Origin of the sequence: Janthinobacterium svalbardense, from assembly GCF_002327145.1 — a bacterium.
GTDB lineage: Bacteria > Pseudomonadota > Gammaproteobacteria > Burkholderiales > Burkholderiaceae_D > Janthinobacterium > Janthinobacterium tructae.
On sequence record NZ_CP023422.1, the window covers coordinates 2,052,675 to 2,073,046 of the forward strand.

General features: G+C 62.8%; 17 protein-coding genes. 5 read left to right on the forward strand and 12 right to left on the reverse strand.

All coding sequences use genetic code 11. The annotated features are described in order from the left end of the window. Positions 1 to 9: 9 nt before the first annotated feature. A complete protein-coding gene (locus CNX70_RS09090; RefSeq protein ID WP_096238351.1) occupies positions 10 to 708 on the reverse strand; it encodes a UPF0149 family protein in 699 nt (232 codons plus the stop codon). 103 nt (positions 709 to 811) lie between these two features. On the opposite strand from CNX70_RS09090, the gene CNX70_RS09095 reads away from it, so the two are divergent. Beyond that, positions 812 to 1,825, forward strand: coding sequence for a serine/threonine protein kinase (locus CNX70_RS09095; RefSeq protein WP_096238352.1), 1,014 nt, complete (start codon positions 812 to 814; stop codon positions 1,823 to 1,825). A gap of 232 nt (positions 1,826 to 2,057) precedes the next feature. After that, positions 2,058 to 4,493: a hypothetical protein gene (locus CNX70_RS09100; protein ID WP_096234437.1), complete on the forward strand. Its 2,436-nt coding sequence runs from the start codon at positions 2,058 to 2,060 to the stop codon at positions 4,491 to 4,493. Positions 4,494 to 4,503: 10 nt separating this feature from the next. Here CNX70_RS09100 and CNX70_RS09105 read toward each other — a convergent pair whose 3' ends face one another. The 11 genes from CNX70_RS09105 to CNX70_RS09155 form a co-directional block, all read right to left on the reverse strand. Continuing rightward, positions 4,504 to 5,457 (reverse strand): hypothetical protein, encoded by a 954-nt coding sequence (locus CNX70_RS09105; protein WP_096234438.1) that lies wholly within the window; start codon positions 5,455 to 5,457, stop codon positions 4,504 to 4,506. A 257-nt stretch (positions 5,458 to 5,714) separates the two neighbouring features. After that, entirely contained in the window at positions 5,715 to 6,089 is a 375-nt protein-coding gene (locus tag CNX70_RS09110) for a DUF8785 domain-containing protein (RefSeq protein ID WP_096234439.1), read from the reverse strand. A 33-nt stretch (positions 6,090 to 6,122) separates the two neighbouring features. Continuing rightward, a complete protein-coding gene (locus CNX70_RS09115) occupies positions 6,123 to 7,361 on the reverse strand; it encodes a TerD family protein (RefSeq protein ID WP_096234440.1) in 1,239 nt (412 codons plus the stop codon). Beyond that, the gene (locus CNX70_RS09120; protein WP_096234441.1) at positions 7,358 to 8,344 is read right to left on the reverse strand and encodes an HpcH/HpaI aldolase/citrate lyase family protein; all 987 of its coding nucleotides are present in this window, start codon (positions 8,342 to 8,344) and stop codon (positions 7,358 to 7,360) included. Before CNX70_RS09120 ends, CNX70_RS09115 begins: the two co-directional genes overlap by 4 nt. After that, positions 8,337 to 9,443: a cysteine protease StiP family protein gene (locus CNX70_RS09125; protein ID WP_096234442.1), complete on the reverse strand. Its 1,107-nt coding sequence runs from the start codon at positions 9,441 to 9,443 to the stop codon at positions 8,337 to 8,339. Before CNX70_RS09125 ends, CNX70_RS09120 begins: the two co-directional genes overlap by 8 nt. After that, the gene (locus tag CNX70_RS09130; protein ID WP_096234443.1) at positions 9,440 to 10,192 is read right to left on the reverse strand and encodes an HAD family hydrolase; all 753 of its coding nucleotides are present in this window, start codon (positions 10,190 to 10,192) and stop codon (positions 9,440 to 9,442) included. The genes CNX70_RS09125 and CNX70_RS09130 overlap by 4 nt, the downstream gene beginning before the upstream one ends. Then, complete coding sequence (locus CNX70_RS09135) at positions 10,170 to 11,327, reverse strand: phosphoribosyltransferase domain-containing protein (RefSeq protein WP_096234444.1); 1,158 nt, start codon at positions 11,325 to 11,327, stop codon at positions 10,170 to 10,172. Before CNX70_RS09135 ends, CNX70_RS09130 begins: the two co-directional genes overlap by 23 nt. Next, on the reverse strand, positions 11,324 to 12,313 hold the full coding sequence (locus CNX70_RS09140; RefSeq protein WP_244199088.1) for an ATP-grasp domain-containing protein: 990 nt from the start codon (positions 12,311 to 12,313) through the stop codon (positions 11,324 to 11,326). The genes CNX70_RS09135 and CNX70_RS09140 overlap by 4 nt, the downstream gene beginning before the upstream one ends. A gap of 143 nt (positions 12,314 to 12,456) precedes the next feature. Then, a complete protein-coding gene (locus CNX70_RS09145) occupies positions 12,457 to 13,173 on the reverse strand; it encodes a TIGR00266 family protein (RefSeq protein ID WP_035826041.1) in 717 nt (238 codons plus the stop codon). Between the two features lie 64 nt (positions 13,174 to 13,237). Continuing rightward, positions 13,238 to 13,813, reverse strand: a complete 576-nt coding sequence (locus CNX70_RS09150) for a TerD family protein (RefSeq protein ID WP_096234446.1) — start codon at positions 13,811 to 13,813, stop codon at positions 13,238 to 13,240. Between the two features lie 100 nt (positions 13,814 to 13,913). Then, positions 13,914 to 14,996, reverse strand: a complete 1,083-nt coding sequence (locus CNX70_RS09155) for a DUF475 domain-containing protein (RefSeq protein ID WP_096234447.1) — start codon at positions 14,994 to 14,996, stop codon at positions 13,914 to 13,916. A gap of 234 nt (positions 14,997 to 15,230) precedes the next feature. On the opposite strand from CNX70_RS09155, the gene CNX70_RS09160 reads away from it, so the two are divergent. The 3 genes from CNX70_RS09160 to CNX70_RS09170 all read left to right on the forward strand — a co-directional run bounded on the left by CNX70_RS09160 (position 15,231) and on the right by CNX70_RS09170 (position 20,295). After that, a complete protein-coding gene (locus tag CNX70_RS09160; RefSeq protein WP_071078753.1) occupies positions 15,231 to 15,656 on the forward strand; it encodes a divergent PAP2 family protein in 426 nt (141 codons plus the stop codon). Between the two features lie 238 nt (positions 15,657 to 15,894). Then, positions 15,895 to 17,070 carry an efflux RND transporter periplasmic adaptor subunit gene (locus CNX70_RS09165; protein ID WP_096234448.1) on the forward strand — a complete coding sequence of 392 codons (1,176 nt, stop codon included), beginning with the start codon at positions 15,895 to 15,897 and terminating at the stop codon, positions 17,068 to 17,070. Between the two features lie 3 nt (positions 17,071 to 17,073). Continuing rightward, positions 17,074 to 20,295, forward strand: coding sequence for an efflux RND transporter permease subunit (locus CNX70_RS09170; protein WP_096234449.1), 3,222 nt, complete (start codon positions 17,074 to 17,076; stop codon positions 20,293 to 20,295). The last annotated feature ends 77 nt before the right edge of the window (positions 20,296 to 20,372 follow it).

Below are 20,372 nucleotides of genomic sequence, written 5' to 3' on the forward strand. Positions count from 1 at the left end.
ACTGCGGTATTACTCGGCTGCCGGCTCGGCGCCGCAGCATTTCTTGAACTTCTTGCCGCTGCCGCAAGGGCAGTCGTCGTTGCGGCCCACTTTCGGCTCTTCGCGCTTCATGGTTTGTACAGGGGCCTTGCGGCGCGGTACCCAGAAACGGTGGATGGCCGGCAGGTTCGCTTCCAGTTCCTGCGCCAGCTTGTGCGCCTTGACCGGGTCTTCCACCAGTTTCAGTTCTTCTTCCTTGATTTCGTCGGCGCCCAGCAGGTAGATCGGCTGCATCAGCTCGGCCACTTCGGAGGTCCAGATTTCACTCCACGAGCCAGGACGCAGTTCCATGCCGTCCCAGAAGCCCCAGCACCAGGCTTCGGCGTCGATCAGGGTCTGGCCTTCGTAGTCGTGCTCGACGAACAGGGCTTCGAATTCCTTGGGCGCGACTTCAAACGTCACCAGCACTTCGTTCATGAAGCGCATGATCAGGTTGACGATGCGTTCTTCTTCCTTGCTGTTCTTGAATTTCGGTGCATCTTCGGCATCTTCGCCCCACACGCGCGGCAACCACTCGGCCGGCATGATCGGTTCCGGGCCGATGGCGACGGCCGTCAGATAGCCGTGCAGCATATCCATGGTCATCGCGTCTTCGGAGCAGCGCTCCGACAACAGGAATTGGTCTAATTCGTCGAATTCTTTTTCTGATAATGGCTGTTCGAGTGACATGGCTTGCTCTTTGATGAAATGTAAGGCGCCAGTATACGCCTTGCGGCGCATCATCACCGAAGTGTTTGCACCGGCGGCCCGCGTGCGCCTTACAATGTCGCTTATGCACAATGAAAACCAGCCGCACGAGGACGACCGGCCCGTCCATCCCTTTTCCGCCCTGAGCCCCGATTGCGTGCTCGATGCCCTCGACAGCGTGGGGCTGCGCGGCGATGGCCGCCTGCTGGCGCTCAATAGCTACGAAAACCGCGTCTACCAGGTGGGCATCGAAGACAGCGCGCCGCTGGTGGCGAAATTTTACCGCCCAGCGCGCTGGAGCGATGCGGCCATCCTGGAAGAACACGCGTTCGTGTCCGAGCTGGTCGAGCGCGAAATCCAGGTGGTGCCGGCGCTGGAAATCAACGGCAGTACCTTGCACCAGTACCAGGGCTTCCGCTTTGCCGTCTTCCCCCGCCACGGTGGCCGCGCGCCCGAGCTGGATGATCCGGCAACGCTGGAATGGATAGGGCGCTTCATCGGCCGCATCCACGCCGTCGGCGCGCTGTCCACCTATAAGGAACGGCCGGCACTCGATCACCAGACGTTTGGCGTCGAGCCGCGCGAGTTCTTGCTAGAGGGTAATTTCCTGCCGCCAGAACTGCTGGCCGCGTATTCCAGCGTGGCGCAGCAGGCGCTCGATGGCGTCAAGCGCTGCTATGACCGCGCGGGCGACGTGGCCGTGCTGCGCACGCATGGCGATTGCCATGGCGGCAACGTGCTGTGGACGGATGCCGGCCCCCATTTCGTCGATTTCGATGACAGCCGCATGGGCCCGGCCATCCAGGACCTGTGGATGATGCTGTCGGGCGAACGGGGCGACCAGGTGCGCCAGATGAGCGACATCCTGGCCGGCTACGAAGACTTTTGCGATTTCGACCCGCGCCAGCTGTACCTGGTCGAAGCGCTGCGCACCCTGCGTCTGATCCATTATTCGGCCTGGCTGGCGCGCCGCTGGGACGACCCCGCCTTCCCCGTCGCCTTCCCGTGGTTTAACACGCAGCGTTACTGGCAGGACCGTATCCTGGAATTGCGCGAGCAGGTGGCGCTGATGGATGAAGCGCCGCTCTGGCCAATTTAAGCGCGCGATAAAACGCCCATGGCGGCGTTGCATTGCCTAGGCGTACTATTCGTACTGCCTTCGGCAATGCGCCTTGCCCTGAGCATTTTCTCGGACGCTTAAATCCCTGGCAAATCATGAAAAGAGCGGTAAAACAGGCTCTTCTTGCCGTGCTGATTTGCAGGCGCTTACTCGATAATGGTGTTAATAAATTCCCATAAGCAAAAGAATTCACCCGAATAAGCGAGAAATCATGCAAGCACAGCAAAATCCGCGCCAGGCCGCCTCCCTCACCGTCGCGTACTCCGCCGACGATGAGTTCGACCAGGACAGCATGGTCTCGCTGCATGATTTCAAGGACCTGGAGCGCAAGGCGGAAGCACCGGCCGTCGCCATCACGCCCGAATTGCACGCCGAACCGCAAGCCGAACCAGCAACTGACAACGACAGCAAGGCGCCTACCGCCGAACGCCAGAAAATGGAATTGAAGGCCATCCACGAGGCGATAGCCCGCGTGGAAGCGGAAGCGAAGGCCACCTGCGCCGCCGAAAGCCGCGCGCTGGCCGAGGCGCGCGTGCGCTCGCTGGCCGAGGACCGCGCCGCCATCGATGCGGCCGCCGCCGCCGCCGCACAGCAAAATGCGCAGGCAGCCGAAGAAGCGATTGCCGCCAACCGCGAGCGTCTCGATACCATGCGCGCCGCCGCGCAGGCCAGCGTGGCCCGTCTGGAAGCGGTCAAGCAGGAGACGGCCGAACTGCGCGCCCGCGTGGAGTCCGACAATGCCATCCGCCTGGCCGCCGAACAGCGTTCGCGCGCCGAACAGGAAAGCCGCTTGCGCGCCTGCGAGCAAGTGGCGGTGCAGTCGGAACTGGCCGAACAGGCCGCCCGCGCCGCCGAAGAATTGCAGGTGCAGACGGAGCAGGCGCGCCTGCAAGCCGTCGAACGCGTCGCCGCCGTGCAGGCGGCCAAGGAAGAAATGGTGGGCATCGCCTCGGCCGACGCCAGAGTCGCCGTGCTGGCGCGTGAACGCGAGCGCCATGCGCACGGTGCGCGCCAGACGGCGCAGATGCTGGCCGAAGCGGAAAGCGAGGCGCTGGACTTGACGGTGCAGCGCGAGCGCGCCGACCAGATCGCGCTGGAATCGGCCTTCAACCGCGCTGCCGCCGAAGTGCGCGCCCTGGAAGAAGCGCGCGCGCTGGCGCACCTGGAGCAGGAACGCGAAGCCATCGCCCTGGCGCAGGCGGAATCGGAACGCCATGCGGCGCAGTCCCTGCGTTTGCGCCTGCAGACGGAAAAGGAATTACGCGACGCGGCCATCCACCGCGAGCGCCTGGAAATGGTCGCCGTGGCCAGCGCGCAGGCGCGCCGCGATGCCGACGTGCGCATCCTTGCCGCCACCGAGGCGCGCATCGAGGTGGACCGCCAGCTGCGCGCCGTGGCGCTGGCCCGCGTAGCGGCCGAACAGGATGCGGAAATCGCCGGCCACGCCAAGCTGGAAGCGGAAACGGCCGCACTGGAACAGACCAAGGTGCGCGAAGCGGCCGAGCAGGCAGCCGCCGTGGCAGCGGCGCGCGAACTGGAAGAGCAGCAGCGCGCCGCCAGCCTGGCGCACGAACGCGCCGAACTGGCGCGCCAGGCGTCGGAACTGGCCGCCAGCCAGAATGACGCCGAGCAGGCCGAGGTCGATGCCGGCAAGGCGACCTTGGCTGCGCAGGCGCAGGCGTCACAACTGGCGCAGGAAAAAGCCCGGCAGGCGGAGCAGCTGCTGCAAGCCGAGCAGGAGCGCCTGGCCGCCGAACAAGCAGCCCTCGTCGCCCTGAAAGAAAAACTCGAAGCGGAAGCGCTGGCGTGCAACGCGGCGCAGGAACGCAGCGCCGCAGAAGGCGCGCAAGCGGCACTGCTGCGCGGCCAGCACGCGGCCGAACAGGCCTTGCGGGAAGCGGCACAAAAGGAAGCCGACGCCATTCGCATCCTGATGGACCAGGCGCTGCTCGAAGGCGAGCAGAAAGCCGCTGCCGCGCAAGCCGTGCAGGCGCAGGCGCGCCTGGCCGTGGAACTGGGGCAAGTGCATAGCGAGCGTGCCCGCGTGGAAGAAGACAAGGCGCAAGCTGCCGATGCGCTGCTGGCATCCGAGCGCGATTTCGTCGCGGCCGAACGCGAGTCGCTGGCCTTGATCGCGCAAAAACTGGTGCAGCAGCGCCAGACCACCAGCGCCGAAGAACGCGCTTCGCAAGCCATCGCTGGCCGCCTGGAAGCGGAAAAGCAGGCGACGGCCGCAGCTGAAACGCGCGCCGCCATGGAACAGCAAACGCTCGACGCCATGCGTCAGCGCGAGCAGCTGGAACGGGCCGCGCAGCAGGCGGCCAGCGAGAAACTCGCCGCGCAGCAAGCCTTGCTGGCCAGCGCCCAGGCGCATGCGGCCCTGCAGCGCAAGGCCGCAGAGACTACGCGCGCGATGGCGGCCGCCAGGCAGCAGTTGCTGGAACTGGACACGGCCCGCGCGCAGCAGCAAGAGCGCGAACTGGCTGCCCTGCGCGCCAGCCTGGAGCAGCCGCAAACGGTCTTTTCCAGCTCTTTGAGCGCCGCCCGCGCAAAAGCCGAGCAAGTCAGCTCGGCCAGTTTGACGCGCGAAGTGATCGAACGCCTGACGCAGCCGAATGATGTCGGTGCCGTCTGGCGTTCGCGCTAGGCTGGAACGTTTAAAACTTCCTGCCCACTCCCACCAAAATCACATCCGCATCGCGGTGATAATCGGTGATGACCCGGTTCCACGCCACTTGCGCCACCCAGCGGCGGTCGACGTGGTAGCGGGCCGTGGCCGATAGCAAGCCTGTCAGGCGCGTGCCGTGGCCCTGGGTATCGCGCGCATCCCACGCCAGGTAGGGGCCGCCGCCCATGCCGAATTCCACCTTTTCATTGAGTGAACGGATCAGCCACAGCTGGGTGGCCACGCCGCGCCGGTGCGCCAGGTCGGCATCGCCTTCATCGAGGGCGGTGACTGTCCAGTCCACGTATTTTCCCGCCGCGCGCCGGTATTCCAGGGTGAACGGGCGCGCGCTTTCCGAGCGCAAGCTGTTGACGATGGTGTGGCCCGTCGAGAGTGTCAAGGTGTCGTCGTGGGCCCAGTTCTGCAAGTGCAGCTTGGCGCCCGGCACGCCATCATAGCGGTAGCCGGCGCCGATCAGCAGGTGCGTGGTGTTGTCCTTGCCGCTGGGGCGGATGCGGTTGATTTGCGCTTGCGCATACCAGCGATTGTCGAATTGCCAGCGTGCCTGCAGGCTGACGATGGAACCCCAGCCGTGGTCATTGTCGAAGTTGTGCAGGCCGTCATCGGTCCTGGCCGTGTCGAAGAAGAAGTAGCGGCCCGCGCCGGCGCCCAGCATCAGGCCCTGCTCCACTTTTTTCGTGCGCAGCCAGAACTGGCCCGCCATGCCGTCGCGGTGATGGTCTTCCGGGTGGCCTTCGTTGATATACGACAGGCTGACGGCGTTGTAGCTTCCCACCGGCTGCGTGTAGCTGACGGCGGCCACAAAGGTGCGCTCATTGGTCGAACTGACTTTCAGGGCGCCGGCCATGCCGGAGATATCCTGTGCCGGGGCGGAGAGGGGGAGCGAGGCGGCCAGCAAGGCCAAGGCGGCGGGGCGTATGCGCATGAAATTTCCGGTGATGATGCAGGCTGAAGGTTGGCTGGCTGAGCATCATGCGATGGCGCAATCATCACGCACATTTACTACATTAGTAAAATGTCTCAGTCAGAACTAATTGTCCAAGTGTATAAGAAAGCGGGAATGTGTGCGGCGCGCCAATGATGCGGCTGGAGGGGAGGCGCCGGCCTGGAAGGGCTGGCCGGCGCGATGTTGCTGGAGTTGCTGGACTTGCGGTCGTATTACTGTCTCTATTACTGTCCCTATTACTGGCTCAATACGACTTTGTCGGCAAAATATTCCGTCTCGCCGAAGCATTGCGTGGGCACGCCCTTGTGCTGGCTGTAGGTGACGAGGATGCGTTTGCCGGCAGCGGCCGACAGTTGCTTCGCCACTTCCTCGTCGCGCACGCTGAACTGGAATTTTTCCGGGATGGTGCCCGGCAGCGCCGTCAACAGCAATTCACCTTCCCATGTCTTGCAGATCCAGCCCCGCTTGGAGAACTTTTGCAGGTAGCCCGCCCGTTCGCCTTCCGAATACGAGAAACTGAGGGCCATCCACGTGTACGCGGCCAGCAGCAGGAAGCCGGCCACGAGGAAGATGACGAAGGCGAAGGTGACTTTTTTGGTCGTAGGGGTCATGGTTGGGGGTGAATTGTTTAGTTGGAGAAAGAGTTAGTCTTTCCGGCCGGCTTTCCAGTTGAGGCCAAAATTGTATCTTTCGTCCATGGCCTGGTGCGCCGTGATTTTACCTTGGCCGCCGAAGTATTCCACCAATTTTGTCACCTGCAGGTTGCCGCCGTGGTTTTCCAGCATGGCGATGGCGCACATGGCGTGCTGGCTGTCGCTGTCGAGGCGTACTTCCACGGTCGGCTGGCCGGGAATCTCGATCGTTACCATGCCATCCGTGGCGGCCCAATTTGGCACGCCTTCGTAGATGAAGGCGTAGACGAGCACGCGCTTGATCTGGTCGAAATGGGTGCCGTTGATGAAGATGTTTTCACCGCTGCTGATGCTGCCCGTGCGGTCGTCGCCTTCCAGGTGGATGTAGGGCGGCCTGTCATAGGCGCCCCAGCTGTTGCCCAAGGCTTGCACGGCGCTCTTGCTGCCATTGCTCATTTCGAACAGGCAGCCGATATCGAGGTCGATGCCGCCCGAACGGCTGGCCGGCTTGTTGAACAGCTTGCCGAGGAAGCCCGTGTCCAGCTTCGAGGCGGGCGCCTGGCCTTGCGCGGCGTTCTGGTTCCAGTTCAGGTTGACCTTGATGCGGCCATAGCCGCCGCTGTCGCGCTTGTCGAGCGAGATTTTGTCGCCGCGTTTTTCCAGGCGGATTTTCGACAGCGAGATTTTATTCGCCGCTGGTGGCGGTGGCGCTGCTGGCGTGGACACGGGAGCCGGGGACGAAGAAGCCGCCTCGCTGCCGCCGAAGTGCTTCAGCAGCGCTGCCAGGCCACCGGCGAAGCCCTGGCCCACGGCGCCGAAGCGCCAGCTGCCGTCGCGGCGATACAGTTCGCCGATGATGACGGCTTTTTCGTCCTGGAAGTCATTGCCCGTGAAAGCGAACGTGGCGGCCTGGCCCAGCGCCATGCTGGAATTGCCCAGCGCGCGCATGCTGCCCTGTTCCGTCGCCGCCGTAAACACCAGCTTGTCGATCGAGGCGGGCAGACGGGAAAGGTCGACCTGGAAGGTGGAACGGGGGCCGTTCAAGTCCACCGTGATGGCGTTGTCCGGCGCGCTTTTCTGGTTGAAGAACACCATGTAGCGGTCGTCCGACAGCTTGCCGGCCGCATCGACGCCGAAGCAGCTGACGTCCACTTCCATCGAGCCCGAAACGATATCGAGCGTGACGGCAAAGGGACCGTTCAAGCCCAGGTCAGCCAGTTTGCCTTTTTGTCCGCGTGTGAAATTGGTCATGGTCGTGCAATCCCTTCGTCGCTTGAGAGTTGAGTCAATGAGGTAGTCGGCACGTGCGCCGGTGCCGCGTCGGCAGCATGGCGGATGCCGAACAGGCGCGCCTGTTCGATGATGCGCTGCGCCCAGCTGGAGTGGGTCGCCACTTCGCACATCGATTCCTGCATGCGGAACACGGCGGGACTATCCGGGTCGATGATGCGCAATGCCAGTTCGATGTCCGACTGCGCCACCTGGTAATGGCGCTCGATCTGCGGCACCTGGTCCGGGTGGATGGCCGTCTTGGCGATCATGCCGTGCGCCATGTCCTGCGCCACTTCGGCGTCCAGCCAGCTACCCTGCGACAGGTGCTCGAAGACGGGCGCCGTCAGCTGGAAGCCGTGCGGCTTGAAGATCGTTACCAGGCGGCCGATGACCTGGCCCAGCGGCGTCTGATAGATGGTGCCGCTGGTGGGGCGGCGCAGTCCCAGCAGGGCCAACAAGTCGTTGCCGCCGATGCGCAGCGCCAGGATGCGGCGGCGCACTTCCGGCGCCGACAGGATGATGCGGAACTGCTTCATTTCCTCGTCGTCGAACACTTCCGCCGTTTCCAGCGTCGGCATCAGCAAGTGATGCGTGTGGCGCACCAGCTCGAAGTAGGCGGCGAAGTTGTGGCGCGTGGATTTCGGCAGCACGAAGCCGCTCAATTTTTCGGCACCCGGCATGGCCAGCACGCGCGCCAGCACGTCGAGATTACGCACGCGCACGAAGCGCAAGGTATCGGACTCGTCGCACATGTTTTGCAGCGCCAGCGACAGGTTGAACAGCGCGTAACTGAGGTCGCGTTCCGCGATGGCGTCTTCGGTGCAAAGAATGACCGAGCGCAAATGGCTGAATTTGTCGCCATTGGCGATCGCCAGCAAGTCCTTGTGCGTGGTCGGCACGTACATGGAGGCGCCCAGCGCCGCCTTGTGTTCACTTTGTGGGTGTAGGGAGTTGTTATCCATCGACTGCGCTCCTGATAAGGGCGACCGCCTGGTAAGGCAGCGCCGGTTCTACTATGACGGGTATGGCTTTTTCCTGCGCCAGAAGCAGCAAATGTGCCACGTCCGGCGCATTCGTGTCGCGCACGATCAGGCGCTCGGGCACGCGGCGCAGCAGCACGCGCGTCGCTTCGCCGATGCCTGGCTTGATCAGGTTGATGTCGCTGATGCCGTATTCCTGCTGCGCAGCGGCCATGTAGGCTTGCGAGCGCACCGCCATGGCCGGCGCATCGCTCGCTTCGGCCAGCGGGATGCCGCTGCTGGCGGCAATGGCCATGGCGTCGGCCACCAGGCCGTCGGCGAAATCGCGCGACTGGTCGTGCTGCTCGAACTGCGCGTAGTACACGCAGCCGTGGAAGTCGTCGGGGCCGATGGCTTCATTGAGCACGGAGCGGCTGACCAGGCCCGAGACGGTGGCGTTCAAAATGCTTGACGGGATCAGGTAGTCGCCCGACGACGCGGCGCAGGCGGCCGTGCCGGCCAGGTCGGACAGCACGAACAGGCCGCCGTCGATCGCCGTGCCATTGGCGGCGTTGAAATCGTGCACCGTCTGGCGCAATTCGCGCGAAATCACGCCCTTGCCCGTCCAGCCATCGACGAAGACGATGGAGGCGTCACTGTGGCCCTGCGCCAAGATGTGTTTCAATGCATTCGCATCGATGCCGCGGTCGCGGATGATGGAGACGGAATAATGGCTGCACTCGCGCTGGAATACCTGGCGCAGCAAGTGCCCCAGGATGACGCCCACGGGCGTGCCGGCGCGCGCCAGCGACACCAGCGTGATGGCGCCAGTGCGGCGCGCGGCGATCAGGGCTGCCAGGCGCAGACAGTCGCGCGCCATCTGCAGGCGGTTGGCCGCAAATGCGCTCTGGAACAGGGCCAGGTAGGCGGGCGAGGGCAGGGATTCGGGCGACAGCATTTCGCTGTAGTGGCGCTGGCCGGACTGGATCAAGCGCTCTTTTTCGGCCAGGTCGAGGATGGGTTCGAGCGCCATCGGCGTGAGCAAAAACTCCACGTCTTCCTGGCGGTAGCTGCCGCTGAAATGCTGCGTGCCTTCGGTCATAGCGCCGCCACCGTGAGTGCCGCCAGCTGGGTGCCGTTGGGGATGATGGCGTAGTCGCAGGCGGCCATGAAACGCGCGTCGGAACGGCTGTCGCCCATGCCGAAGCTGACGATGGGGCCATGTTCGGCTTCCAGCTCCGCGCGCAGGTAAGCCACGGCGCGCGCCTTGTTCAAGGTCTTCGGCAGCACGGCCAGGTTGTTGCCGTTGCGGTGGATGAAGTAGTTCGAACCTTCGGTGGCGATCCACTGCTGCAGCACTTGCTCTTCGATGTCGGCCAGGCGTTCGCCGCGCGCTTCATGGTCCTTGACGACGATGTAGAACGGCGTGTTGTAATCTTCGATCAGGCGCGCGCGTGAAGGCATGCCCGCCTTGACCTGGAAATCGTCGATGATGCGTATGGCATCCTGCAGGCCGGGCAGCGCCGTCTGCATGTCGCCTTGCATCAGGGCCAGCCAGCCGGCGTCGAGCGCGCCGCCCGGCTGCAGCACGATGCCGCCGTAATCGAGCACGCTGTAGCTGGTAAACGGCAGGTCGACTCTGCGAAACGCGTCGCCATTTCTCGCCGTGGCGGGGATCAGGGTCATGCCGCTTTGCGCAAACTCAAAGAAGGCACGCTGGCGCGCCGTCGTAAACGAACAGGCGTCGCCATTTTTCAAATAGGCGGCCGCTTGCAGGTCGGTCTCGCCCGGGCATTTTTTCGGGGTCTGGAACAGTGTGTCGTCCAGATCAACAAACAGGAATTTCTTCAATTTTGGTCTCTGACTGAAAGTGGAACAGGCGGCCATTCAACTGGCCGGCGAGTTGCATGAGGGCCAGGCTGGCCGGCGTTTCATGGCAGATGAAAACGTGCTGGTACTGGCCAGGCGCCACGTTGTACAGGTAATTGGCGATGCCTTCGCCGTAATTGTCGTCGCAGTGGACGATATGGCCGACGGAGCCCCACGACAGGATGGGCGAGCGCGTGGTCGATTGCACCACCACGTTCTTGCCCAGGCTTTCCAGTTCGCGCGCGAGCAGGAACGACGGGTGCATGAATTCGCCCGTGCCCAACACCAGCACGGAGTCGCCGGCGCCGATTTCCTGCGCCAGCTGGATCGCCAGGCCTTGCGGCGGCGTGAGGGCGCGTCCCACGCCGATGCGCCCGAAGGCGGGGCTGGCGCCGCGTTCCGCATTCGCTTCGAAGCGCTGCGCGCTGGCCGCTATCGGCGCGGGCGCATCGCCGGCCTGGAAGGCGTAGTGGCCGGACAGCGCCGCGCCGACGGTGGTTGGCAGGCCGAAACGCTCACTCAAGCCCGCGTTGGCGGCCTGGCCCATGAAATTGGTGATCACGCCCAGGTGCAGTTTTTCCAGCTGCGGATAGCGCGCGCGGCACACTTGCACCAGGTTGGCGAAGGTGTTGCCGGTCGACGCTTCATCGTCGATCAGCACCAGGCTGCGCGCGGTGGAAAACAGCGCGCTGGCCGCGTCTGACAAGTGCAGAAACTGGCGTGGCGCGTGGCTGTGCGATTCCTCGAACTCGAAGAAGGGCACCGTACCCACGCGGTAGCGCGAGCTGTGCAAAAACAGCGCTTTTCCATTCGGATTGGCGCGCAGCCAGGCTTCGAACACGCCCTGGCCAAGGCCGACGGCCGTTTCCGCCATGGCGATAAAGACCACGGGGCCGGGCAGGCTGGGGGGGATTTGCGCGGCCAGGTCGTCGTGGATGGCTTGCATGGCGCGCGGCGTGACGGGCCAGTGCTTGCCCAGCACTTTCGAAAGGAACAGGAAGCCGCGCTTGGCGTTGGCGCGCGCGGCAAAGCCGATCAGCCAGTCCAGTGGAAAGCGCGCCTCGTCCACCTTCAGGGTCAGCTCGCCCGTGGGCATCTGCTTCTTGACGCTGTTCATGGCAGCTCCACGGCGTAGGCGGCTTCGCCCACGCGCATGCCTTCGTGGATGGCGGGCACGCTGAGCTTGTCAAAGCCCTGGTCGAAGCCGGCCAGCGCCAGGTAGGGCAGGTTGGGACCCGCCGCGCACGCCATGCCGATGCCGCCCGACATGCGCGGGTTAATCTCCAACAAGGCCAGGCCGTTGGCGCCTTCGCGGAACTGGATGTTGAACACGCCATTGAGGCGGTAGTCGCGCGCCAGTTTGTCGCAGGCTGCCAGCAAGTCTGTGCGCAGTTCGATCAGCTGGCCGCTGCCGCCCCCATGCAGCTTCTTGCGCGGCACGACGCAAATCAGCTTGCCCTGGTCTGCGACGCAGTCGGCGCTGTATTCGTGGCCATCGAGGTATTCCATCAGCAGCAGGGTCTTGAACGTTTCCATCTGCGCCAGGCCGCTGCGCAGCTCCTGCGCATTGATCTGGTAGGCGGCGCCGGCCAGCAGCAGCTGGGCGCTGCTGCGCTCTTCATCGAGTATGGCAAAGCCCAGGGCATACACGGATTCGGACGGCTTGATGCACAGCTTGCGGTGCAGGGGGCGCAGTTCGGCGTAGGCGGCATCGTATTGCGCGATGGTGGTCACGGCGCGGTAGTCGGCCGGGCGCGCCATGGGCAGGTCGAGGCCGTCGCAGAAGCGTGCCTTGTCGTGCATCAGGTCCAGTACCTCTTCGGTGGCCACGCTGAGTACGCGCGTACCGAGGGCGGCGAAGCGCGCGCTGGCGCTGCCGATCAGGCCCGCTTCCTTGCCGGGCCAGAAAATCGTGATACCCCGCTCGCGGCAAAACTCCAGGCACCACTCGACATAATTGTGCCCCGTCAGTCCTGACGGTTCGACCGCATATTCGTGGGCCGACAGGAAGGCGGCCGCGTGCGCGTTCGTATTGCTGCACACGATGTGATAGCGGGGCGCGCCGCCAGTGGCGGCCATGTCGGCTTCGCGGATCAAACGCATGGCCGTGCCGACCGAGGAAAATGTTTTGTTGAACCAAACTCTTTGCATGTACTGGGACCGGGTGGAAATAGGGGAAGCCGCGCGCAGGTGCGCGCGCGGGGAGTCTAAACGACCAGACTTAACCTGGCCTTAGATAGAGGGGATCAGCCGGCTTTGCCGGATGCCGTCCACTTCAGGAATGCATCGCGGTTGCGCGAGCAGATGAAGACCTTGCCCGAGCCGGAAAAGCGCAGCACGATGCCTTCGCCGCTGGTCACGCTGTTGACGATATTGCCGAGGAAGCCGCCGATGCCGCCGCCGCTGGCGCCGCCGCCCGTGGTCACGGAAATCTCGTATTTCAGGCTATTGTCCCAGCACACCACGTGGGAATTGTCGATCACAACATCCTTGCCCGGCTCGACGTCGAGCTGGAACATGGAGCCGAAGCCCGACACCACCACTTGCCCCGTGCCGGCCGTCTCCATGACGAAGAAACCGCCAGACTGGGCGAACAGCGCGTTGCCGATGCTTTGCGTGCGCACCTTCATTTCCGTGCCCGAGGTGGCGGCGACAAAGGCGCCGTCGTTGAGCAGGTACTGGCGCGCGCCCACGTCGACCACTTCGATGGCGCCCGGCAGGGTGGGCGAGAGCAGGCAGTCGCCGCTGCCGCGTACCGCTTCGATGTGCTGCTGGAAGAACGATTCGCCATTCGCGAAGCGGCGCATGATGGCGCTGCCCAAGCCGCCCGTCATCTTGCCTTTCAAGTCCAGCGCCGTCTCCATCATCACCATCGCATCCGATTCGCAATAGATGGTTTCGCCCTGCTTCATGCTGACGTGGAGGAAGGGATCGACGTCGCCCGTGACACTAAATACTGGCATGATAAATCTCCAAAAAAAAGCCGCCTGAGGATATTCAGGCGGCTGCGTTTAGCTCATGAAAAAATCAAGCGTTGACGCCGAACGAACGGGCCAGAGGGCCGAGACCGCCGTTAAAGCCCTGGCCGATGGCCTTGAACTTCCATTCGCCGTTGTAGCGGTAGATTTCGCCAAAGATCATCGCCGTTTCCGTCGAGCTGTCTTCGGACAGGTCGTAGCGGGCGATTTCTTTTTCGCCTTCCGCGTTCAGGCAGCGGATGAAGGCTTTCGAGACCATGCCGAAGTTCTGGCGGCGCGCGTCGGCGTCGTGAATGGTGACGGTGATGCTGACGCGGTCGATGTCGGCTGGTACGCGCGACAGGTCGATTTCGATGCGCTCATCGTCGCCTTCGCCTTCGCCCGTGGTGTTGTCGCCCGTGTGGACGACGGAACCGTCGGTCGACTTCAGGTTGTTGTAGAAGATAAAGTCAGAGTCGCCACGGACTTTGCCGTCGCTTTTCAGGAGGAAAGCACTACCGTCAAGGTCGAAGGTGGCGCCATCCGTGGAACGAGGATCCCAGCCGAGGCCGACGATGATCTTCTTCAGGTTCGGTGCTTCCTTGCTCAGGTTGACGTTGCCGCCTTTTTGCAAACTGATTGCCATGTGGTGCTCCTTTTAGTGATTTAGCTTAAACATGCCTTCATGGGATGAGCGCCAGGCGCTCGTGCCATTACTCTTTCAATTGGGGGCGCAACCCCCGATTTCAAGCTTGTGCCGCGTGCCGTTTGCGATAACGCAGGGATGACCACAGCGAGACCAGGATGAATGCCACGCCCGACAGGCCCGTGAACCACTCTGGAATATGGTACTTGACGGACGCCAGCATGATCAAGGCCAGGATGCCGATCGCATAATGGGCGCCGTGCTCGAGGTAGACGAATTCGTCCAGCGTGCCCTTGTGCACCAGGAAGACCGTCATCGAGCGCACGAACATGGCGCCGATGGCCAGGCCCAGCATGATGATGACGACGTCGTTGGTGATGGCAAAGGCGCCGATCACGCCGTCAAAGCTGAACGAGGCATCCAGCACTTCCAGGTACAGGAAACCGCCGATACTGCCGCGCGCCACCGACTTGACCAGGTCGCCATTGCCGCTTTTGGCTGGCGCGGCGCCTTCTTCCGTGTCATCCTGCAAGTCCGGTTCGCCTTCTTCCAGCAAGCCGCTGATCCAGTTCACACCGATGTAGACGGCGATGCCGACGATGCCCGCAGCGAGCACGCTGTATTTTTCTTCCGCAGGGCCCATCGCCACGCAGGCGGCCACGGCGCCCATGGTGATCAGCACGGCCAGGCTTTCGGTGCCCAGCGCATTGACTTTTTCCTCGGCCCAGCCCAGCCAGTGCAATTCTTTTTCATCGTCGAACAGGAAGTTCAGGAACACCAGCAGCAAAAAGGCGCCACCGAAGGCTGCCACTTGCGCATGGTTGTCCGTCAGGTGCTTGGCATACACGTCCGGCGTGGTGGTGGCCATGGTCCACACGTCGACCAGGCCCAGGCCCGTGGCGACCGATACGATGACCAGCGGAAACAGCAGCCGCATGCCGAAGACGGCCACGAGGATACCGACCGTCAAAAACAGTTTTTGCCAGAATTCATTCCAGTGACGCAAGACCGAGGCATTCACCACGGCATTGTCGAACGACAGCGACACTTCCATGACGCCCAGCACGCCCGTGATCCACAGGGCATTGATCAGGCCGGGCATGCCGCCATGGCTGTAACCCCACCAGCCCGACACCGCCATCAGGATAAAAGTGACTAAAAAGGAAATTCTGAAATGCCGCATGAGGACCCCGTTGCAAGTATGAAAGACGTTTGATTATCCGCGCCGCTGTGCGCGCCGCGCTCAGTGTTGATATACGTCAATTGTTGTATATGCCATGATTTTATATTAGTTGCCGCCGGGGGCCGCGTTTTATAGTCTGACGCCAGACAGTTCTGCTGGCGCGGATGATCTGCGATAATTGCGGCGCGCCCGTCTCTCCAGACACACTCTCTACATATAAAAGAAGGAATACCCGTGGATATCGCTTACCTCGTCACGCCCCTGATCGCCTGGATCCTGGTCGGACCGATCAAATTCCTGATCAACAGTGTCCGCACGCGGCAATGGGCGTTCGGCCTGGTCGGCAATGGTGGCTTTCCCAGCAACCACAGCGCCGTCGTGTCCAGCATGGCAACCCTGATCGCCTTGCGCGAAGGCATCGGCCACCCCGCCTTCGGTGTGGCCGTGACCCTGGCCTTCATCGTCATCATCGACGCCAACAGCCTGCGCCAGCACGTGGGCAAGCAGGCGGCGGCCATCAACCGCCTGGCCGGGGAAGCGGCCAGCGCCGCGCACAAGACCTTGCGCGAGCGCATGGGCCATACCCTGGTGGAAATCGCCGGCGGCCTGTGCACGGGCGTGGCGATCGGTTTCCTGATCAACACCGTTTTTAGCCGCTAAGCTCGCTTCCCCTGAAACGCAAAACCCCGCCTGAAGGCGGGGTTTTGCGTTTCAGGGCGTAAAAACTACGTTTCATCCATTGATTAAAGCATTACAGGAAACCGCCGATTGACATGCCCGGACACGCTCATGGATACTTTGGCGCTTGTGGTTTTAATAAAAATAAATGCCTGCTAACGCCTGCAGCCCTATCCGGGTTGCGGGACTGTCGCGGTGCTATCTATCCGGAGAATTACCCATGTTGCGCAAAACCCTGTTTGTTCTGGCAATCGCTTCTGCCCTGACCGCCTGCGGCAAAGAGTCCAAGGATCCTGGCAAAGGCACTGGCAAGGGCGCCAAGGAACAGGCGGGCGCTGCCGTCAATTTGCTGGTCTCCCCGGAAGACCTGCTGACCATCCAGAGCAATGCGCTGGCGTCGGGGCCGGTCATCACCGGCTCCGTGCAACCGGAGCGCAACGCGGACTTGCGCGCCGAAGTGTCGGCCGTGGTGATCCAGGTCATGAAGGAAAATGGTGAAGTCGTCAAGCGGGGCGACGTGCTGGTGCGCCTGGATGAAACGTCCATCCGCGACAGCCTCAATTCGGCCGAGGAAGCCAGCCGTGCCTCGGGCCAGGTGCTGGAACAGTCCGAACGCATGTTCCAGCGCATGAAAACCCTGCGCGCCTCGGGCATGACGTCGACGCAGGCGCTGGAAGACGCGGAAATTCGCCGCAACAATGCGCAAAGCGACCTGTCCGCCGCGAAGAGCCGCGCCGCGCAAGCCCGCCAGCAGTTGCAGCGCACCCTCGTGCGTGCGCCGTTCGACGGCATCGTGAGCGAGCGCAAGGTATCGAATGGCGATACGGCGCAAATCGGCAAGGAATTGATCAAGGTCATCGATCCGACCAGCATGCGTTTGGAGGGCCTGGTGTCGGCCGACAAGATCGGCGTCGTCAAGGTGGGCCAGCCCGTGCTGTTCCGCATCAATGGTTATCCTGGACAGGATTTCGCGGGCAAGGTGCGCCGCGTCGATCCTGCCGCCAATGCCGTCACGCGCCAGGTGGCCGTGCTGGTCGATTTCAATGACAAGGAACAGCCGCGCGTGGCCGGCCTGTATGCGGAAGGGCGCATCGAGACGGAAACCGTCAGCGCGCTGATGATACCCGACTCGGCTTTGGTCAAGGCGGGCGACGTGACCTACACGTGGAAGGTCAAGGACAAGGCCTTGCATAAAACCAATTTGCGCATCGGTGCGCGCGATGTGCGCACGGGCCAGTGGGAAGTGCAAAGCGGCCTGGCCAGCGGCGATACCGTGCTGCGCACGCCGGGTTCGACCTTCAAGGATGGGCAGAAAGTGGAGCTGACGGCCGGCAAAACCGTACCCGCTGCCGCCGTGGCCAGCAGCAGCACCGCCGTTGCCGGTAAAGGAAACTAAGCCATGTTCCTTTCCGATTTCAGTATCAAGCGGCCCACCGCTACCATCGTCCTGATCCTGGCCATGATGTGCGTCGGCTTGCTGGCGCTCAAGAAACTGCGCGTCAACCAGAACCCGGACGTCGAAGTGCCTTTCATCGTCGTCAGCATTCCTTACCCTGGCGCATCGCCCGATACGGTCGAGCGCGAAGTGGTGAACCGCCTGGAAAAATCCTTGCAAAGCATTTCCGGCGTGACCGAGGTCAACAGCGATTCAAATGAAGGTTCGGCCACCATCTTCCTGAAGTTTTCCTTCAATTCCAATTTGATCGAAGCGTCCGACAATATCCGCAATGCGATTGCTGCCGTGCGCTACAAGTTGCCGACGGAAATGCGCGAGCCTATCCTGCAGCGCATCGACCCGGCTGCCGAACCGATCATGCAGCTGGCGCTGTCGTCGAATACGCAAAGCCATGCGGAAATTTCGCGCCTGGCCGAGGACGTGCTGTCGGACCGCTTCCGCACCGTCGATGGCGTGGCGCTGGTCAACGTGGGCGGTTCGCTGAAGCGCGAGCTGTCCGTGCTGCTGCGCGCGGAAAAATTACGTGAATATAACGTTTCCGTCAGCGACGTCGTGACTGCCTTGCGCAACCAGAACACGAATGCGCCCGTGGGCAAGGTGCGCGGCATCCTGGACGAGAAAAGCATCCGCCTGGTGGGCCGCATCGAGTCGCCAAGCGACTTTGAAAAAGTGGTGATCAAGCGCCGCGGCGAGGAAATTGTGCGCCTGGCGCAAGTGGCCAGCATCGAGGATGGCTTTGCCGAAGTCAACAGCCTGAGCATGCGCAGCGGCAAGCCCAACGTGGGCATATCGATTACCCGCGTGCGCGACGCCTCCACCGTCAGCGTGGCCAACAAGATCCGCGACATGGTGGCGGAAATCAACAAGACCTTGCCGAAAGGCACGATCCTGCAAGTGACGCGCGACGGTGGCGAAAACGCCCAGCATAGCCTGAACAATGTGATCGAATCGCTGGTACTGGGCGCCGTGCTGACGATTTTCGTCGTCTACGCCTTCCTGAACTCGTGGCGTTCGACCCTCATCACGGCGCTGAGCCTGCCTACGTCCGTGATTGCCGCTTTCATTGCCGTGTGGCTGTGCGGCTTTACCCTGAACTTCATGACCCTGCTGGGCCTGTCGCTGGCCATTGGCGTACTGATCGATGACGCCATCGTGGTGCGCGAAAACATCGTGCGCCACATGCAGATGGGCAAGGACCGCCGCACGGCCGCGCTGGAAGGCACGGCCGAGATCGGTATGGCCGTGGCCGCCACGACGTTCTCCATCATCGCCGTCTTCATTCCCGTGGCCTTCATGCCGGGTATTTCCGGCGAATGGTTCCGTCCGTTTGCCCTGACGGTGACGTGCTCGGTGCTGGTCAGCCTGGGCATCTCGTTTACGCTCGACCCCATGCTGTCGGCCTACTGGGGCGACCCGGTCGAGGAACATGCGGCGCCGAAAAAGGGCATCGGCCGCGTGCTGGAGAAATTCAACCACTGGTTCGACCACCAGGCCGACCGCTATGGCCGCGTGATCGCCTGGGCCCTGCATCACCGCCGCTGGATGGCCGTCATCGCCTTCGGCAGCCTGGTGGGCGCCATCGCCCTGCACGCCACGCATGGCGGCACGAGTTTCCTGCCGGCATCCGATTCGGGCAATCTGATGATCAATGTGCGCACGCCATCGTCGAGCAGCATCGAGTATTCGCGTTTGAAACTGGAAGCGGCGGCCGTGCTGGCGCGCACCTTGCCTGAAACCAAGGATACCAACAGCTCCATCAATGCGGGCGGCGGCCGCGTGTATGTCGACATCGGCAAGCGCAACACCCGCAAGCGTTCGGCCAAGGAAATCGCGGTCGAGCTGCGCGAGAAAATGTCGCGCCTGGTGGGCGCCGAATACGTGGTGCAGGATGACTTGAGCAACGGTTCGCAAAAGCCCATCCAGGTGGAATTCACGGGTCCCGATTCGCGTAAACTCATGGAAATTACCAACGCCTACATGGACAAGCTGCGCGCCATTCCCGGTGCCGTCGACGTGGGCCTGTCCGAGCAAGACCCGAAAAACGAGCTGCAGATTGAGCTCAACCGTGGCCTGGCCAACTCGATGGGCATTTCCGTCAATGATGCGGCGCAATCGCTGCGCGTGGCGTTTGCCGGCGTGGAAGTGGGCGACTGGGTCGATCCGACGGGCGAAACGCGCGACGTGGCCGTGCGCCTGCATCCCGATGACCGCGTGGCATCGGAAAACATCGAACGCCTGCCGATCAGCGTGACGGGCACGTCGCAAATGGTGCCGCTCGACCAGATCGCCACCATTACCATGGGCAAGGGCCCGTCCGGCATCGAGCACAAGAATGGCAAGCGCACGATCACCGTGTCGGCCAATGCGCAAGGCCGTTCGAACGGTGAAGTGACGACCGACGCCATGAAGCTGGCCAACTCCATCGACTTCCCGCCCGGCTACGGCCTGGCACTCGGTGGCGCCGGCCAGGACCAGCAAGAGCTGTTCACGGAAATGCTGATCGCGCTGGTGATGGGTATCGGCCTGATGTATTTGATCCTGGTGATGCAGTTTGGTTCTTTCACGGCGCCGGTGGCCGTGATGATGTCCTTGCCGCTGAGTCTGATCGGCGTGGTGGTGGCGCTGGTGATTACCAACAATACCCTCAACCTGATGAGCTTTATCGGCATCATCATGCTGATGGGCCTGGTCGCCAAGAACGCCATCTTGCTGCTGGACGCGGCGCGCAAGCGCGAGGAAGAGGGCCATGGCCGCGAAGACGCGCTGATGTATGCGGGCCGCATGCGTCTGCGTCCCATCCTGATGACGACGTTTGCGCTGATCGCCGGCATGTTCCCCGTGGCGCTGGGCTTGGGCGAGGGCGGTGAGTTCTACCGTCCATTGGCGATCGCCATCATCGGCGGCACCATCACTTCGACGATTCTGACCCTGCTGGTCGTGCCGACCTTCTATGACAGCATCGAAATCGCCCGCGATGGCGCCGTGGCCAAGTTCCACCGCCGCGCCGCGCGCATGCCCGTGGCCGTGGCCATGATCCTGACCTTGATCGAGTGCGTGCTGACCCTGCTGCTGGTGCGCTTCGTCTACCGCATGCTGAAAAAGGCCGTGCTGTTCCTGATGGGACGCCGCACGCCGAAAGCGGCGTCGGTCAGCCTGCAAAAGTAATACCGGGCCAAGGCGTGGCTTGCGCTGCGCCGTGGTATTTCAAGAGCCTTCTGCGGAAGGCTCTTTTTTTGCCTGTC

Excerpts from the sequence above, each read along its gene's own strand:
- CNX70_RS09090 (WP_096238351.1), bottom strand. The coding sequence starts at position 708 with ATGTCACTCGAACAGCCATTATCAGAAAAAGAATTCGACGAATTAGAC.
- CNX70_RS09095 (WP_096238352.1), top strand. The coding sequence starts at position 812 with ATGCACAATGAAAACCAGCCGCACGAGGACGACCGGCCCGTCCATCCC.
- CNX70_RS09100 (WP_096234437.1), top strand. The coding sequence starts at position 2,058 with ATGCAAGCACAGCAAAATCCGCGCCAGGCCGCCTCCCTCACCGTCGCG.
- CNX70_RS09105 (WP_096234438.1), bottom strand. The coding sequence starts at position 5,457 with ATGCGCATACGCCCCGCCGCCTTGGCCTTGCTGGCCGCCTCGCTCCCC.
- CNX70_RS09110 (WP_096234439.1), bottom strand. The coding sequence starts at position 6,089 with ATGACCCCTACGACCAAAAAAGTCACCTTCGCCTTCGTCATCTTCCTC.
- CNX70_RS09115 (WP_096234440.1), bottom strand. The coding sequence starts at position 7,361 with ATGACCAATTTCACACGCGGACAAAAAGGCAAACTGGCTGACCTGGGC.
- CNX70_RS09120 (WP_096234441.1), bottom strand. The coding sequence starts at position 8,344 with ATGGATAACAACTCCCTACACCCACAAAGTGAACACAAGGCGGCGCTG.
- CNX70_RS09125 (WP_096234442.1), bottom strand. The coding sequence starts at position 9,443 with ATGACCGAAGGCACGCAGCATTTCAGCGGCAGCTACCGCCAGGAAGAC.
- CNX70_RS09135 (WP_096234444.1), bottom strand. The coding sequence starts at position 11,327 with ATGAACAGCGTCAAGAAGCAGATGCCCACGGGCGAGCTGACCCTGAAG.
- CNX70_RS09140 (WP_244199088.1), bottom strand. The coding sequence starts at position 12,313 with ATGCGTTTGATCCGCGAAGCCGACATGGCCGCCACTGGCGGCGCGCCC.
- CNX70_RS09145 (WP_035826041.1), bottom strand. The coding sequence starts at position 13,173 with ATGCCAGTATTTAGTGTCACGGGCGACGTCGATCCCTTCCTCCACGTC.
- CNX70_RS09150 (WP_096234446.1), bottom strand. The coding sequence starts at position 13,813 with ATGGCAATCAGTTTGCAAAAAGGCGGCAACGTCAACCTGAGCAAGGAA.
- CNX70_RS09155 (WP_096234447.1), bottom strand. The coding sequence starts at position 14,996 with ATGCGGCATTTCAGAATTTCCTTTTTAGTCACTTTTATCCTGATGGCG.
- CNX70_RS09165 (WP_096234448.1), top strand. The coding sequence starts at position 15,895 with ATGTTGCGCAAAACCCTGTTTGTTCTGGCAATCGCTTCTGCCCTGACC.
- CNX70_RS09170 (WP_096234449.1), top strand. The coding sequence starts at position 17,074 with ATGTTCCTTTCCGATTTCAGTATCAAGCGGCCCACCGCTACCATCGTC.